Annotated in this window: 16 protein-coding genes; all 16 read right to left on the reverse strand. The window is 68.0% G+C overall.

Annotated elements, in window-relative coordinates; genetic code table 11:
• Positions 1-23 precede the first annotated feature (23 nt).
• The gene (locus KAK88_RS15370) at positions 24-380 is read right to left on the reverse strand and encodes a DMT family protein (protein WP_242078616.1); all 357 of its coding nucleotides are present in this window, start codon (positions 378-380) and stop codon (positions 24-26) included.
• A gap of 64 nt (positions 381-444) precedes the next feature.
• The gene (folP, locus tag KAK88_RS15375; RefSeq protein WP_242078617.1) at positions 445-1245 is read right to left on the reverse strand and encodes a dihydropteroate synthase; all 801 of its coding nucleotides are present in this window, start codon (positions 1243-1245) and stop codon (positions 445-447) included.
• A gap of 20 nt (positions 1246-1265) precedes the next feature.
• Positions 1266-1862 (reverse strand): YdeI/OmpD-associated family protein, encoded by a 597-nt coding sequence (locus KAK88_RS15380; RefSeq protein WP_242077294.1) that lies wholly within the window; start codon positions 1860-1862, stop codon positions 1266-1268.
• A complete protein-coding gene (locus KAK88_RS15385; RefSeq protein WP_242077295.1) occupies positions 1862-2164 on the reverse strand; it encodes a winged helix-turn-helix domain-containing protein in 303 nt (100 codons plus the stop codon). The genes KAK88_RS15380 and KAK88_RS15385 overlap by 1 nt, the downstream gene beginning before the upstream one ends.
• A gap of 3 nt (positions 2165-2167) precedes the next feature.
• Positions 2168-2821 carry a hypothetical protein gene (locus KAK88_RS15390; RefSeq protein WP_242077296.1) on the reverse strand — a complete coding sequence of 218 codons (654 nt, stop codon included), beginning with the start codon at positions 2819-2821 and terminating at the stop codon, positions 2168-2170.
• A gap of 64 nt (positions 2822-2885) precedes the next feature.
• Positions 2886-4103: an acyltransferase family protein gene (locus KAK88_RS15395; protein WP_242077297.1), complete on the reverse strand. Its 1218-nt coding sequence runs from the start codon at positions 4101-4103 to the stop codon at positions 2886-2888.
• A 168-nt stretch (positions 4104-4271) separates the two neighbouring features.
• Positions 4272-6227, reverse strand: a complete 1956-nt coding sequence (gene ftsH, locus KAK88_RS15400; protein ID WP_242077298.1) for an ATP-dependent zinc metalloprotease FtsH — start codon at positions 6225-6227, stop codon at positions 4272-4274.
• Between the two features lie 86 nt (positions 6228-6313).
• Positions 6314-7558, reverse strand: a complete 1245-nt coding sequence (tilS, locus tag KAK88_RS15405) for a tRNA lysidine(34) synthetase TilS (protein ID WP_347265483.1) — start codon at positions 7556-7558, stop codon at positions 6314-6316.
• Positions 7549-8394 (reverse strand): tol-pal system protein, encoded by an 846-nt coding sequence (locus KAK88_RS15410; protein WP_242077299.1) that lies wholly within the window; start codon positions 8392-8394, stop codon positions 7549-7551. The genes tilS and KAK88_RS15410 overlap by 10 nt, the downstream gene beginning before the upstream one ends.
• A gap of 41 nt (positions 8395-8435) precedes the next feature.
• The gene (locus KAK88_RS15415) at positions 8436-9575 is read right to left on the reverse strand and encodes a DUF3667 domain-containing protein (protein ID WP_242077300.1); all 1140 of its coding nucleotides are present in this window, start codon (positions 9573-9575) and stop codon (positions 8436-8438) included.
• A 127-nt stretch (positions 9576-9702) separates the two neighbouring features.
• The gene (gene pal / locus KAK88_RS15420; RefSeq protein WP_039246161.1) at positions 9703-10266 is read right to left on the reverse strand and encodes a peptidoglycan-associated lipoprotein Pal; all 564 of its coding nucleotides are present in this window, start codon (positions 10264-10266) and stop codon (positions 9703-9705) included.
• Positions 10267-10406: 140 nt separating this feature from the next.
• The gene (tolB, locus tag KAK88_RS15425) at positions 10407-11771 is read right to left on the reverse strand and encodes a Tol-Pal system beta propeller repeat protein TolB (RefSeq protein WP_242077301.1); all 1365 of its coding nucleotides are present in this window, start codon (positions 11769-11771) and stop codon (positions 10407-10409) included.
• Positions 11772-11888: 117 nt separating this feature from the next.
• Complete coding sequence (locus KAK88_RS15430) at positions 11889-12767, reverse strand: cell envelope integrity protein TolA (protein ID WP_242077302.1); 879 nt, start codon at positions 12765-12767, stop codon at positions 11889-11891.
• Positions 12768-12772: 5 nt separating this feature from the next.
• Positions 12773-13228: an ExbD/TolR family protein gene (locus KAK88_RS15435; RefSeq protein WP_039246166.1), complete on the reverse strand. Its 456-nt coding sequence runs from the start codon at positions 13226-13228 to the stop codon at positions 12773-12775.
• 3 nt (positions 13229-13231) lie between these two features.
• Complete coding sequence (tolQ, locus tag KAK88_RS15440; RefSeq protein ID WP_052247725.1) at positions 13232-13984, reverse strand: protein TolQ; 753 nt, start codon at positions 13982-13984, stop codon at positions 13232-13234.
• Between the two features lie 139 nt (positions 13985-14123).
• A complete protein-coding gene (locus KAK88_RS15445) occupies positions 14124-14558 on the reverse strand; it encodes a hypothetical protein (RefSeq protein ID WP_242077303.1) in 435 nt (144 codons plus the stop codon).
• Positions 14559-14577: the final 19 nt, after the last annotated feature.

The following is a 14577-nucleotide window of genomic DNA, read 5'->3' on the forward strand; positions in this document are numbered from 1 at the left end:
CCGCGGTCCGGAGCAAGCCGCGATCAGCCGCCCAGCGGCCCCTTGAAGATGAAGAAGGCCCCAAGCGCGATGAAGGCGAAGCCGACCAGGTGGTTCACAGTCAGCTTCTCGCCCAGATACAGGACCGAGAACCCGGCGAAGACCAACAGGGTGATCACCTCCTGCATCGTCTTCAGTTCGGCCGGCGAATAGACCTGGATGCCGATGCGATTGGCCGGCACCGCCAGCCAGTATTCGAAGAAGGCGATGCCCCAGCTGGCGATGACCAGGATCCACAGCGGCCTGTGATCGAACTTCAGATGGCCGTACCAGGCGAAGGTCATGAAGACGTTCGACAGGCACAGCATGACGATGGGGGCGAGGTAGGCGGTCAGGGGCATGTGGCGCATCAGGGCTGTTGCAGACCTGCCCTCTACACCGGCTGCGACCGTCCGTCGCGGGCCTTCAATCCGCCGCTGTCACCGCCGCCTTCACCGCCGCCTGAACCTTCAGCGCCTGCACCGTCTCGCGCACGTCGTGGACCCGCACCATCCGCGCGCCGCGCCGCGCGCCTTCCAGCGCCAGCGCCAGCGACCCGCCCAGCCGGTCGGTCGCGTCCACCCCCGTCGAGTCGATGGCCTGGATCGTGCGCTTGCGGCTGGCGGCGTACAGCACCGGAAAGCCCAGATCGGTCAGCGCGCCCAACCGCGCCGTCAGCGCCAGATTGTGCGCCAGGGTCTTGCCGAACCCGATGCCGGGATCCAGCCAGATCCGCTCGCGCGCCACGCCCGCCGTCATCGCCGCCTCGGCCCGGCCACGCAGATAATCCCGGACTTCGCCCACCACGTCGTCATAGCGCGGGTCCGCCTGCATCGTGCGGGGTTCACCCTGCATGTGCATCAGCACCACGTCGCAACCCAGCTCGGCCGCGACCGCCCCACTGTCGGGCGCATGGCTCAGCGCGGTTACGTCGTTCCACATCGTCGCCCCGGCCGCGACGGCGGCGCGGGCGACGGCGGGCTTCATCGTATCGACGCTGATCGCTCCGCCCCAGCGCGCGCGGACGCCGGCGATGACCGGCGCGACCCGGTCGATCTCCTCGGCCTCCCCTACCGGTTCGGCTCCCGGCCGCGTGCTCTCCCCGCCGATATCGAGCACATCAGCCCCGTCCGCGACCAGCCGCACGGCCTGATCGATCGCCGCCTCCGTCGAGGCCCACCGCCCTCCGTCCGAGAAACTGTCGGGCGTCACATTGACGATGCCCATCACCTGCGGAATCGACACGGTCACGCCCTCTTCTGCGGGTGGGGCGTCTCGCCCCGTTTCAGCATCTCCACCAGGCGGGCGATGGCCTTGACGCGGCCCGCCGGGGTCTTCGGCGCCTCGGTGCGATAGGTCAGGGCGAACCTGTTCTGCGCCGTTAGGGTGTCGAACGTCGCCCGTGCCTGCGGCTCGGCGTCGATGGCGGCCATCAGGTCGTCGGGCGCGGTCGAGCCCTTGATGCGGTAGGCCGCGTCCCAGCGCCCGTCCGCCTTGGCCGCCTCGACGTGTTTCAGCCCGTGCGGCGTCATCCGCCCGTTCTCGATCAGGCGCGCGACATTGGCGACGTTGATCTGGCTCCAGACGCTCTTCTTGCCGCGCGGCGAGACGCGTTGCAGGAAGCTGTCGGCATCCAAGCTTTTCTTGATCCCGTCGATCCAGCCCCAGCACACGAGCACGTCCACCGCCTCGACCCAGGTGATCGAGGCGACGCCCGACTTGACCTTGAAGATGCGGATCCAGAGCTCGGTCGCGCGGTCGTGGTTCGCAGCCAGCCAGGCCTCGAACGCCTCGGGCGTCTCGAACGCCCGCACCTTGTCCGGATCAACGACCATCGGCGCCATCAGGCCGAGCGTCCGATCAGGCCGCCCAGCGCCTCCAGATAGGCGGCGAAGGCCTTGCGTCCTGACGGGGTGATGGTCACGCGGGTCAGGGGTTTGTTGTTCACGAAGCTCTTGGCCACGGCGACGTATCCCGCCTCCTCCAGCTTCTTGATGTGGACGGACAGATTGCCCTGCGTCGCCTCCAACACCGTCTTCAGCTCGGTGAAGTCGGCGGCCTCGGCGTCGGCCAGATAGACCATGATCCCCAGCCGCATCCGGCCGTGGATGACCTCGTCGATCTTGCCGAGCGCGTCCAGTCCCATGGATCAGCCGACATCCGCATCATTGGCGCGGGCCTTCAGCGCCGCACGCGTCATGATCCAGCCCGGTCCCGCGAAGAGCACGAACAGGGCGAGGGTGCAGACGTAGAGATAGACCACCGCGTCGCGAACCAGCACACCCAGCGCGACCGCCGTGATCCAGCCGCCTAACGACGTCGCCAGCATCCATGGCTTCTTCTTCAGACTGTAGGCCACGAACCAGGCCGCCGACTGAAGCGCGAAGATCATCGCCGGATAATAGAGCCAGACCGCGAAGTCCTGATCGCGGCGCGCCCCCACGCCGAACACGATGATGATCGCCAGATTGGCCATGCCCGCGCCGCTGAAGGCGGCATTCAGCGTGCGGGTGACGATCGGGCCGGCCGTCCCCGTCTTGCGATCCTCACGCACGGCCCAGGTCAGGACGACAAGAAAGGCGACCGTGATGGCGACCACAAAGCTGAGATTTCCCAGCGGCGGCCAGCGCACGATCCCCCACACCTGACCGATATGGAACAGGCATTGCAGACCATAGAGCAGACCGCCCGCCAGATAGGCGACGCCCAGCGTCAGGGTCGCCCTGGGATTATTGCCGCCCTGAACAATGGCCTTCATGAAGGCCAGGTCGGCCTCCGGGCCGGTGCGGGACTTGTCGGACATCGCTGTGTGATTCCTGTGCGACGGGCGCGTCCCTCGGATGGACGCCGCCGGAAGGGTTTGCAAATTATTCGGCGGGGATCAGCGCAGGCGCAGGTCGGTTGCGCCACGGCACGCGCCGGCCATTCAGCCATCGCCCCATAAAGCTGTGGCGGATCAGCAGTTCGTAGGACGTCAGGCACACGGCGAAGACGCCCGCCGACACGCCGATCAGCTTCACCCACCACGGCCCGGCCCAATCCTGCACCCAGACCTGGGCCAGCATGACCAGCGGCAGATGCACGATATAGATCCAGTAGGAGGCGTCGGAGAGGTAGCGCCGAACCGGACTGTGGCCCAAGGCGAACCGCAGGCACAGTCCCATTGCCGCCAAGGCCGAGGCATAGACGGCGACCGCCGTGACGGCGGCGGCCAGGGCCTTGCCGGCCGTCGGCTCGCCCATCGGCGCGATGCTCGGTCCGCCCGCAAGGATATAGGCCGTCACGCCCGAAACCAGCGCCACGCACAGGAACAGCGGCGACCATTTGGCGATCCGGTCCAGCAGATCACGCCGCCGGTCCAGCGCGAAGCCCAGGCCGAAGGCGAGGCCGAATCCGATCAGGGCGGAGGTGTTCGGGATCACGCCCGCGTCCGGCGTCGGCACGGCGAAGAAGGCGATCCACTTCGGATCCAGCCACAGCGCAAAGACGAGCGGGGCGGCCAGCACGGCAGGCGTCCACGGGCCGATCAGCGCGCCGGTGATTCTGTCCACCAACGGGCCCGCCCGTCCGTTGCGATCCAGCACAGCCAGCGCCGCCCGCACGATCAGGACGACGGCGTAGAACAGGGTCAGCACCCACAGAAACCACAGGTGGGTCAGCGGAAAGTTGGTCCAGTCATAGGTCGGCGGCGGCGGCGGCGGCGCGCCGGGCGTCACCAGACCATTGGCATGAGCATTCCAGGCCAGGGCCGTGACGATCCCCGCCATGACCGGAAACCAGAAGGCCCCCAGCGGCCCGGCGATCCGCACCACCCGATCCTTGGCGAAGGCGACCCAACCTCGCCGCGCCAGCATCCTGTGCGCGAACAGGCCCGCGATGAGGAAGAAGGCCGTCATGCGAAACAGATGGATGGCGAAGAACAGCCAGGCGGCGCCGATCGACCGGCTGTCGTCCGCCACGATCCAGATCTGCTGCGGGACGAAGGACAGGCTGGCGTGAAGCACCACCCCCAGCAGCAGCGCCCCGGCGCGCAGCGCATCCAGCCCATGCAGCCGCTCCCCCTGCTCTGCTTTCGATATCAACATGACGTCCCTCCCACGATTGAAACCGCCATATCTCACAGACAGGTTTGTGATGCAAACTTGTTCGTTGAAATGCTCATTACGCTGGCCGGTGCGTCAGCCAAACGCCCAAAGAAAACCCGCCGGGAGATCGCTCTCCCGACGGGTCCATCTTCAGATCAGGCCTTGGGTTCAGTGAACGGTCGGCACGCTGGTCGCAGCCGGCGCGGCGACCGGAACCTCGATGTCCGTGCCGTCCGACACCGGCGTCACCGGCACCGAGACCGAAGGCCCGGCGTTGGGGAAGTTGTTCTCGTCACGGTTCGGCGCGACGCCCTTCTCCAGCAGGTCCTTGATCTCCTCGCCCGACAGGGTTTCGTATTCCAGCAGGGCCTGAGACAGTTTCTCGTGGTCCTCGGCCTTGGTGGTCAGGATCGTGCGCGCTTCATCCCAGCCCGAGGTCACCAGGCGACGGACTTCTTCGTCGATGGTGCGCGCCGTCTCTTCGGAGATGTTCTGGCTACGGGCGACCGAGTGGCCCAGGAACACCTCTTCCTGGTTCTCGCCATAGGCCACGGTGCCCAGCTTGTCCGAGAAGCCCCAGCGGGTGACCATGGCGCGGGCTAGCTTGGTCGCCTGTTCGATGTCCGAGCTGGCGCCCGAGGTGATGTTCTCCGGCCCGAAGATCAGCTCCTCGGCGACGCGGCCGCCCGCCATGATGGCGATCCGGTCGATCATCTGCTGATACTTCATCGAATAGCGGTCGCCCTCCGGCAACTGCATGACCATGCCCAGCGCCCGGCCGCGCGGGACGATGGTCGCCTTGTGCACCGGGTCGGCCATCTTGACGTTCATGGCGACAATGGCGTGACCGGCCTCGTGATAGGCGGTCAGACGCTTTTCTTCCTCGTTCATCGCCATGGAGCGACGCTCCGAGCCCATCAGCACCTTGTCCTTGGCGTCTTCGAAGTCGCGGTGGGTGACCATGCGACGGTCTTTGCGCGCCGCCATCAGGGCCGCCTCGTTGACCAGGTTGGCCAGGTCGGCGCCCGAGAAGCCGGGCGTGCCGCGCGCGATGGTCTTCACATTCACATCGGCGGCCAGGGGCACGTCCTTCATGTGGACGCGCAGGATGCGTTCGCGGCCTGAGACGTCGGGGTTCGGCACCACCACCTGGCGGTCGAAACGGCCGGGACGCAGCAGGGCCGGGTCCAGCACGTCGGGACGGTTGGTCGCAGCGATCAGGATGATGTTCTCGGACGCCTCGAAGCCGTCCATCTCGACCAGCAGCTGGTTCAGCGTCTGCTCACGCTCGTCATTGCCGCCGCCCAGACCGGCGCCCCGGTGGCGACCCACGGCGTCGATTTCGTCGATGAAGATGATGCAGGGCGCATTCTTCTTGGCCTGTTCGAACATGTCGCGCACGCGGCTGGCGCCGACGCCGACGAACATCTCGACGAAGTCCGAACCCGAGATCGAGAAGAAGGGCACGCCCGCCTCGCCTGCGACCGCGCGCGCCAGCAGCGTCTTGCCGGTGCCGGGAGGGCCGACCAGCAGGGCGCCCTTGGGGATCTTGCCGCCCAGACGCTGGAACTTGCCCGGATCCTTCAGGAAGTCGACGACCTCCTGCAGCTCGTCCTTGGCCTCGTCCACGCCGGCGACGTCGTCGAAGGTCTTGCGTCCCTTGTGCTCGGTCAGCAGCTTGGCCTTGGACTTGCCGAAGCCCATCGCGCCCTTCGCCCCGCCCTGCATCTGGCGCATGAAGAAGATCCATACCCCGATCAGCAGCGCGATGGGCAGGATGCCCAGCAGCAGGCTCATCCAGATCGACTGGCCGCCCGACTTGGCGTCGATCTCGACGTTGGCGGCCAGCATCTGGGCCACCAGTTGTTCGTTCGGATAGACGGTGGTGGAGGTGAAGCGTTCGCCGTTCTTCAGCTCGCCGTTCACCTTGTCCAGGCGGATGGTCACCTGTTTGACCTCGCCCGCGTTCACGCGCTGCACCAGCTGGGAATAGCTGATGGCCTCGGGCTTGCCGGCAGGCTGGCCCGTCACGCCGTTCATGGCGCCACCCTGCGACAGCGCCACATAGCCCGCCAGCAACGCCAGAATGATCACGCCGGTGATCGCCAGATTACGCAGGTTCATTGAGGTCCTCGGTCGTCCGCGACCCCGATGGGATCGACGGTCTGGATGTGTCTGTCTGGGAAAATAGGGGCTTAATCAGCGTTACGCTATCGGGTGGCGGAAATCAGGTCGTCTTCGTGCGTCGTTTCGTCCAGCGCCAGCCTGAGCCGTTCCGCGACAAGGCCGCGCCGTTCGACCCCTTCGCCTGCAAGAACCGGGGCCACAGCGCCGTCCCTGATCAACACAGGCCAGGCCCCGCGCGTCGCCGCCGGCAGCCGATTGATCTCGGCCCTGTCTGCCTCCGACAGGCGGGCCAACCGCCCCCGCGCCGCAACCACAGACCAGCCGGGGCGATCGGCGCAAATGACGAACCGGCCGTCCCAAACCGCCTCGACGCCGGGCTTCAGCGCCAGCGGCGAAATGTCTCGTCTGCGCAGCTCGCCGGCCTCGCGCATCAGCCGCACCGCCGCGCCGACAGCCTCGATCCGCGTCCCACACAGGGTCGCCGCGAAATCCTCACTCGCCTTCAGCCGCGCCGTCAGGGCGTCCAACCGCGCGCCCCGAGGCGGCGTCGATCCGCCGCCGACGCAGACCAGCGCCGCCGCCAGCGCCCGCGCGCCCATGCCGCGGTCCACACGCACCATGGCCTCACCCTCGATCATCGGCCGCGCCCCGGTTTTCGAGGGCGCCTGATCGATCAACCGAGGCGTCGCGCCCGCCAGAGCCTGACGCGCCCGGCTGCGGCCGAAGCGGGGATCGGCGTTGGCGGGGTCCTCGATCCAGTCGGCCCCCTGCCCCGCCAACCAGTCGCGCAATGCCGCCCGCCGCTCGCCCAGCAGCGGTCGCAGCAGCATCAGGCCTCGCCCCTCGGGCCAGGCCGGCGACGGCGACCATTCGCGCACCCGCCCCAGGGTCGAGCCTTCGCTCCGCATCAGATCGGCCTCGGCGATGTCGTCGGCGGTGTGGGCGAACAGGACGACCGACGCCCCCGCCGCGCGCGCCGCATCCGCAATCAGCCCATGCCGCGCCGCCCGCGCCGCCGCCGTCAGGCCGGTCGCGGGCTTGTCCCCGTTCCAGCTCAACCCGCGCCAGTCGGCAGCGGCGTCCCTCGCCGCCCGGGCCGCAAAATCGGTCCAGAGGCCGCTGTCCGCATTCAGCCGATGATCGACGGTCAGGGCCAGCACCGAACGCCCGCGTGTCCGCCCCCATTCGGTCGCCAGTCGCAGCAGGGCGATGGAATCCCCGCCCCCCGACAGAGCCAGCGCCAGCGGCCGGCCTGTGTCCCGCGTCAGTCGCGCATCCAGCCGCGCGAACGCTCGCGCTCTGACATCCGGGTCAGCCGTCAGGCGCAGGAACCCGTCGTCTTCAACTGGGCCGCCCGCGCCTTTTGCGGGTCAGAGGCGGCGGGCGCATAGCGGCGCGTGAATTCAGCCAGGGCCGCGCACCCTTGCGGCTTCCTCTGCGTCGCGAACAGGGCGTCGGCCAGTTTCAGCGTCGTGTCCGCCGCCCAGCCGATGCGCGGCCAATCCTTCAGCGCGGCGGCGTAATAGGGCACCGCCCCCGCCTTGTCGTTCGCCGCGACGCGCAAGTCGCCCAAACGCGAGTTGGCCTCGCGCGACTGCGGCGTATCGGGCCAGGCCGCGATCACCGTTTCCAGCGCCCGCTCGCCGCGCGGCTTGTCGGTCGCCAGCAGGGCCACCGCCGCCGCCAGATCGCGGGTCGCGTCGCCGGTGGGCGAGGTCGCCTCGATCGGCGCATTCAGTTCGGCCTGGGTTTCCAGCTTCTGCAACCGGCCCTCGGCGTCGGCCAGACGCGTCTTCAGCGTCTCGTTCTCGCGCGTGGCCTCGTCCAGCTGGAAGGTCAGCCGCTCGTTGTCGCCGTTGATCCGGCGCACCGTGGCCTCCAGGTCGCCCAGGCGTCGGTCCATCAGGGCGAACTGCCCCTGCAGCGTCACCACCTCGGGGTCCGGCTCGACCAGAACGGGCTGGCCGACGGCGTTCCTCTGGGTCAGCGCCCGCTCCAGACGGCGCACATTGCGGTCCAGCTGGTCCAGGCGGCGATTGTCCCACTCGGTCCGCTCCATGATGTTGGGCTGGGCCTGCTGGGCGACCGCGCCGCCTCCGATCAGGACAACCCCAAGGGCGGCGGCGGCGAGCAGATGAGCACGAGAAATCGAGAGCTTGGTCATGCGTCTAGCTTTCACCGATTTGGGGCCGCCGCAAGGCCGAGCTAGTGACCCAAGCCCAGATAGACGATGGCCGTGATGAACAGGCCGACCACGATGTTGCAGAACACCAACAGCGCGATCGTCCGCCACAGGGCCGAGAACCAGGACAGCGAATAGGCGCCCTTCATCTGGGCGAACACATGCACGGGCACGGCCAGCAGCCCCAGCGGAATGACGATGGCGCCCAGCCACCCGGCGATCGTCGCCGACAGCACCATCAGCATCAGCAGCATGGCCATAAAGGTCAGCGAGTACAGAACGAACACCCCGTGGTCGTACAGGGTGAAGCCGCGCTTCCACAGGAAAAGCAGGGCCACGAACGGGATGGACAAGGGCACCAGCAGGAAGGCGAACTTGTACACCGTCTGCTGGAACTTATAAGCCGCCAGGTCCGGGTTCTGCAGCTTCTTCAACACCGTGGCGCCGATGCCGTGCCCCTCCTTCTCGGCGTCCTTGCCCATGACCTTCAGCTTGGTCTCGCCGGCCTCTTCGGTCGCCATGTCCTTGATCCCGGCCTGCCAACTGCCGGGCTTCAGACCGTCGGCGCGACCGTCGCGCTGCTCGGTCTCCAGCCGGGCCAGGGCCGCGCGGCGGTCATCGACCAGCTTCTGTCCGGCGTTGATCGCCATCTGCATCGTGGGGTCCGGCCGGGCGCCGCTTTCGGCCCGCATCTGGACCAGGGCCTTTTCCGCCTCGGCCAGGCCGACGCGCTGGGACGCGGTCCGGTCGGCCATCTCTGCGCCCTCGGCCTTGGATTCCGGGTGCGGCATGAAGCTGAGCGCGAAGAACATCACGAACAGGGTGAACAGGAAGATCGCCAGCGGCGAGACGTAGCGCGTGCGCTTGCCCTCGATCCACTCGCGCGTCAGCTTTCCGGGGTTCAGCCACAGCAGCGGCAGGGTGCGCCAGATCCGGGCGTCGAAATGCATGACCCCGTGCAGCAGCTCTTCACCCAGGTGCAGCAGGGTGCGATGGACATGGGTCGGCTGGCCGCAGTTTGCGCAGAAGTTTCCGCTCGTTTCGGCGCCGCAGTCGGAACAGACGCCGTGGGGGTGGGCCTCGCCGGCCTTGCCCGTCGGCTTTTCAATCGCGCCTGCGACCAGTCCGCCCGTGACGACGGCGCCCGCCCCTTCGATGTCCATTCGCTGATCCCCCGATCCCTATGACGACGGTTCTGCCGCCAGCCTGGCGTCAGGACAAGCGCGGAAACGAAAAGAGGCGCCGACCCTGCGGCCGGCGCCTCTTTCAGATCAGCCGATCAGCCGGTCGTCAGCGCGGCGCGCCCGAGACGATGGCGGTGTGGGCGTTACGGTTGCGGGCGAAGGCGTCTTCGTTCGAGCCTTCCGCGATCGGCCGCTCCTTGCCGAAGCTGATGGTGTCGATCCGGCCGGCCGGAATGCCCCGGTTGATCAGATAGGTCCGCACCGATTCCGCACGGCGAGCGCCCAGCGCCAGATTGTATTCGCGCGTGCCGCGTTCGTCGGCGTTGCCTTCGATGCGGACCGTCACGGACGGATAGCGCTGCAGCCACTGGGCCTGGGCGTCCAGGCGCGGCATGGCCTCGGGACGGACCTCATAGGAATCCAGGTCGAAATAGATGCGGTCGCCGACGTTGACGACGAAGTCCTGTTCGGTGCCTGGCGCGGCCGAACCCATGTTGCCGCCGGTTACCGGGCCGGTGGGCGCGGTCGGATAGGCCGGACCCGTCGGTTGGGTGGTGCCGTCGTTCGGACCGGGCACGCCGGTCTCGACCGGGGGCTTTCGGGTGCAGGCGGCCATGGCGGCGACGGCGCAGCCGACCATCGCCAGTTTGAGAATGCGGGAAGTCTTCATGGGGTCGTCTCCTGACGTATCGTTTCTGGCAAGGGGCGGGCCTCAAGCTTGGCTTTACTGTCTGCCTCGGCCGATTTTTCGACGCTAGAGGCGATAACGCACAGTTGAGCTTTAAGGCTCCGACGGTGTCGGTGCGGCGTTTAGGCGGGGCAGCTGTCGGCGCCCTGGTTCACGCCCAGATTGCTCGGGCCACGGTCCAGCAGCGGCGACCAGGCTGGGTCGGTCCCGCGCCCGTTATAGCCCGCCTGCGACACCACGCGCCCCGACAGGTCCACGGTCCACAGACGCGTGTCGCCGCCCGGCGTCTGGCGCGCGAACATCACATATCGACCGTTCGGCGCCCAGTTTGGCCCCTCCTCGAAATAGCTGGACGAAAGGATGCGCTCGCCCGAGCCGTCGGCGTTCATCACGCCGGTCGAAAACCGGCCGCCGCCCTGTTTGGTGAAGGCGATCAGATTGCCGGTCGGGCTCCATGACGGGGCCGTATAGACGCCGCCGCCGCGCGAGATCGGCCGCTGGCCCGATCCGTCCGCACGCATGACATATAGCCGCGCCGAGCCCGAACGGTCCGAGGTGAAGACGATCTGGCTGCCGTCCGGGCTGAAGGACGGCGAGGTGTCGATGCCCGGATCGCTGGTCAGACGCGAGATCTGACGGCTTCTGAGGTCCATCACATAGACGTCGGTATTGCCGCCCCGAATGATCGAAAACGCGATCTTGTTGCCGTCGTTGGAGAAGCGCGGCGCCAGCACCTGACCGTCGAACTCGCCCAGGCTCTCGCGCCGGCCGGTGGTCAGATTATAGAGGTAGATGCGGCTGTAATCCTTGCCCAGCGCCACATAGGTGATCTCGTCCGGCTGCGACAGCGAGAAGCGCGGCGACATGATCACCTCGTCGCCCTGCGTCAGATAGGTCGGATTGAACCCGTCCTGATCGGCGATGGTCAGGCGGTTGATCCGGTTCAACTGCGTGCCCTCCTCGGATACGAAGATCACGCGGCTATCGAAGAAGCCCGCCTCGCCGGTCATGCGCTGATAGATGACGTCGGAAATCTTGTGCGCAATCCGGCGCCATTGCTCCTGGGTCGCGGTGAACTGATAGCTGACCAGCTGGCACTGGCGGTAGGGGTCATACAGTCGGAAGCCCACGTCCAGCCGCCCGTCTCCCCGTGTTGTCACGCCGCCGTACAACACCGCCTGCGCCCCGATCTGGGTCCACTGCGGGAAGTTCGGCGCATTGGCCAGGGTTAGCCCGGTCTCGATGAAGCTGGACGGGTTCAGCGGCTCGAAGAAGCCCGACCGCTTCAGGTTGGCGCTGACGACATTGGAGATGTCCGACCCATGCGTTCCGGCGAACGGCACCACCGCGATCTGAAGCGGGCGCAGCACGCCCTGATCGATCTCGACCTCGACCGGCTGGTTCTGCTGCGGCGTCTGGGCGGCAGTGGTCAGGGGCGCCGCCATCGCGACAGCCGCCACGGAGGCCAGAAGAAGGTTCAGACGCATCAGATGCTCCCATAAGTCTCGAAGGATCGCCGCCCCTTATCGCCGGGCCGTTCGACTTTCACCAGCTTCACGGGGAATGGGGCGACATTCGGGACGGCGTTCTTCAGGTGTGGCGGATCAGCGATTGCGGCACGCCCGTTCGGTGTTGAAGGTCGGGCGATAGACACCGCCGGGGAAGCCCTGCGGCACGTCGAAGGGCGCGGTCTGGCGCAGGGCGCGCAGGGCGCCGTCGGCGGCGGCGCGATAGACGTTCGACGACTGGGCGTTGATCAGGCTGGGCCCGCGCGTGATCCGCCCATCGGCCGACAGGGTCAGTTCGACCTGGATGCGCAGCTGGTCCGCGCCGGGGATGTCGCAGGGCAGGATCCAGTTCGGATAGACCTGATTGAAGATGGCCGTGATCTGCGGGCCCGTGGCCTGGGACGCCGCGCCTGCACCCTGCTGACCCGTCGCCGGTCGGCCGCGATTGTTGGTCGGGCGCGTCGGTCCGGCCAGGGCGTCCAGATCCAGGCTCGGCTCTGTGCGCTGGGGCGCCGGGCGGGCGGGCGCGGGCGTCGCCGGGCGCGGGGTCGGCTGGGCCTTGGTCGGCGGCGCAGGCGTCGGCGGCTGGGGTCGAGGCGTCGGACGCGGCGGCGTCGGGGTCGGCGTGGGCTTCGGCGTCGGCGTCGGCGTCGGCGTCGGGCGCGGCGGCGTGGGCCGCGGCGGGGTCGGGGTCGGGCGCGGCTGGGGTTGCGGCGGCGTCGGCTCGGGCGTCGGCGGCACGGGATCGGGCTGCTGCACCGGGGCGGTCGCGGCGTCGTCGGGCGAAGGTTCGGGCTGCGGATTGTCCGCCGGCGCCGCCTGGATCACCTCTTCCGACACGATGGTCACCGGCACCGAGGCGACCAGCGGCGTCTCGTCCTCGTCCATCTTGTGCGAAAAGGTCACGAAGGCGAGCGCGATCACCCCGGCGTGCAGGGCGAGAGATCCCAGAATGGCGGGGCTCGGCCGACGCAAAGGAGTCAGGCCTCCGGCGCCGTGTCGGTGATCAGGTTCAGCTTGGTGAAGCCCGAGGCGCTCAACCGCGCCATCACCCGCGCCACCGCCTGATAGGGCGCGCGCCCGTCGGCCCGCACGAACACCGGTCGCTCGGCCGCCTTGTCGGCGCCACCCGCCTCGGTCAACAGGCGCGTGGACAGGGCGTCGAACGCCGTCTCGCTGTCGCCGACGAAGATCGCGCCCTGCTGGTCGATGCTGACCGACAAGGGTTCGGACTTGATCTCGACCGCGCTGGCCTCGGTCTTGGGCAGTTCGACCGGCACGCCCACCGTCAGCAGGGGCGCCGAGATCATGAAGATGATCAGCAGCACCAGCATCACGTCCACCAGGGGCGTGACGTTGATCTCGGTCAGAGGCCCTTTACGCCCCCTGCGTCCTCGACGCCCGCCGCCGCTCGCACCACCACCGCCCAGGGCCATGGCTCAGACGCCCCGCTTCAGGCTGAGGTCGCTGGACGGCGGGGGCGGAGGCGGCGGGGCCGACGGGCTGCCCAGGCGGCGCGCCACGGCGGCCTGCAGATCGTCGGCGAATGCCTCCAGGCGCCCCGTGAACTTGCCCGCGTCGATCGAAAACTTGTTGTAGGCGATATAGGCCGGGATGGCCGCCGCCAGGCCGATGGCCGTGGCGAACAGGGCTTCGGCGATGGCCGGCGCCACCGTGGTCAGATTGGTGTTGCCCGCCGCCGCGATCCGCCCGAACGCATTCATGATGCCCCACACCGTGCCGAACAGGCCGATGAAGGGCGAGGCCGTAGCCACCACCGACAGCACGCCCAGGCCGTTCTCGATCCGCTGGCCCTCGCGCGAGATCAGGCTGTTCATCGCCTTGTCGATCCGCACCAGCAGCAGCTCGCCCTGATGCTCGTTCAACGCCCCGCGCTGACGCGCCTCGCGCCAGTCCGACAGGGCGATCACCAGCATGCGCGGCAGGGCGTGGTCCGGCTCGGGTCCGGCCTGGGACGCCACCTCTTCCAGCGACCGGCCCGATTGAACCGACTTTTCGAAGTCGTCGGCGCGCTTGTTCAGCGCCGTGAACCGCACCGCCTTGTCGATGATGATCGTCCACGACCAGATCGAGGCCGCCGCCAGCCCGATCATCACGCTCTTGACCACCCAGTCGGCGGTCATGAACAGCTCGACCGGGTTCATCATCGCGGCGTCGACAGGCGTGGTCATTCAGGCGCTCCGGGCGGAATCGAGATCGTCACGTCCCTCTTCGACCGAGCGGACGTGACCATTGTGTGGCGTCCGGCCCGTTTAGCCCCGACCCGTCCGCCCGTCATCTGACAGGCGCGTCATAAGGGTTAACGGCAGGTTACTCGGACGCCGTCCGGCGCGCATTCGGATCGACCGCGACAGAGACCGGGGCGCCGACGCTGATGATGACGCCCTCGTGGCCTTCCTTGGCGATGGAATAGGTGGCGGCGTCCTTGAGCAGTTGCTCCTCGCACTGGCGATCGCCCGCCCGGCCCAATTCGGCGCAGCCGCGCTTGGCCGCGTCGGTCCAGCCCAGGACCCGGCGCGTCGCCGCCTCGGCGCGCTTGATCGCCGCCTCGTCTTCTGCGGCGGCCTGCGCGATCAGGGCTTGGCGCGCGCCCTGCTGGTATTGCAGCTCGGCCTGGCCCGCCATCTTGCGCTCCCAGACCTTGTAATAGGGACAGCCCACCAGCCCGCCGCCGACCAGCAGCACGAACAGCACGATCGTGACGATCACCGCGCTGGCGGACATCCTATAGGTTTCTGCGGTCATGACGTTTTCCCCCTCGTTG

The organism is Brevundimonas diminuta (genome assembly GCF_022654015.1).
Lineage (GTDB): Bacteria > Pseudomonadota > Alphaproteobacteria > Caulobacterales > Caulobacteraceae > Brevundimonas > Brevundimonas diminuta_C.

What these genes read in the sequence shown, in the direction of transcription:
- KAK88_RS15370 (WP_242078616.1), bottom strand. Translation starts at nt 380, where the DNA reads ATGCCCCTGACCGCCTACCTCGCCCCCATCGTCATGCTGTGCCTGTCG.
- folP (WP_242078617.1), bottom strand. Translation starts at nt 1,245, where the DNA reads ATGGGCATCGTCAATGTGACGCCCGACAGTTTCTCGGACGGAGGGCGG.
- KAK88_RS15380 (WP_242077294.1), bottom strand. Translation starts at nt 1,862, where the DNA reads ATGGCGCCGATGGTCGTTGATCCGGACAAGGTGCGGGCGTTCGAGACG.
- KAK88_RS15385 (WP_242077295.1), bottom strand. Translation starts at nt 2,164, where the DNA reads ATGGGACTGGACGCGCTCGGCAAGATCGACGAGGTCATCCACGGCCGG.
- KAK88_RS15390 (WP_242077296.1), bottom strand. Translation starts at nt 2,821, where the DNA reads ATGTCCGACAAGTCCCGCACCGGCCCGGAGGCCGACCTGGCCTTCATG.
- KAK88_RS15395 (WP_242077297.1), bottom strand. Translation starts at nt 4,103, where the DNA reads ATGTTGATATCGAAAGCAGAGCAGGGGGAGCGGCTGCATGGGCTGGAT.
- ftsH (WP_242077298.1), bottom strand. Translation starts at nt 6,227, where the DNA reads ATGAACCTGCGTAATCTGGCGATCACCGGCGTGATCATTCTGGCGTTG.
- KAK88_RS15410 (WP_242077299.1), bottom strand. Translation starts at nt 8,394, where the DNA reads ATGACCAAGCTCTCGATTTCTCGTGCTCATCTGCTCGCCGCCGCCGCC.
- KAK88_RS15415 (WP_242077300.1), bottom strand. Translation starts at nt 9,575, where the DNA reads ATGGACATCGAAGGGGCGGGCGCCGTCGTCACGGGCGGACTGGTCGCA.
- pal (WP_039246161.1), bottom strand. Translation starts at nt 10,266, where the DNA reads ATGAAGACTTCCCGCATTCTCAAACTGGCGATGGTCGGCTGCGCCGTC.
- tolB (WP_242077301.1), bottom strand. Translation starts at nt 11,771, where the DNA reads ATGCGTCTGAACCTTCTTCTGGCCTCCGTGGCGGCTGTCGCGATGGCG.
- KAK88_RS15435 (WP_039246166.1), bottom strand. Translation starts at nt 13,228, where the DNA reads ATGGCCCTGGGCGGTGGTGGTGCGAGCGGCGGCGGGCGTCGAGGACGC.
- tolQ (WP_052247725.1), bottom strand. Translation starts at nt 13,984, where the DNA reads ATGACCACGCCTGTCGACGCCGCGATGATGAACCCGGTCGAGCTGTTC.
- KAK88_RS15445 (WP_242077303.1), bottom strand. Translation starts at nt 14,558, where the DNA reads ATGACCGCAGAAACCTATAGGATGTCCGCCAGCGCGGTGATCGTCACG.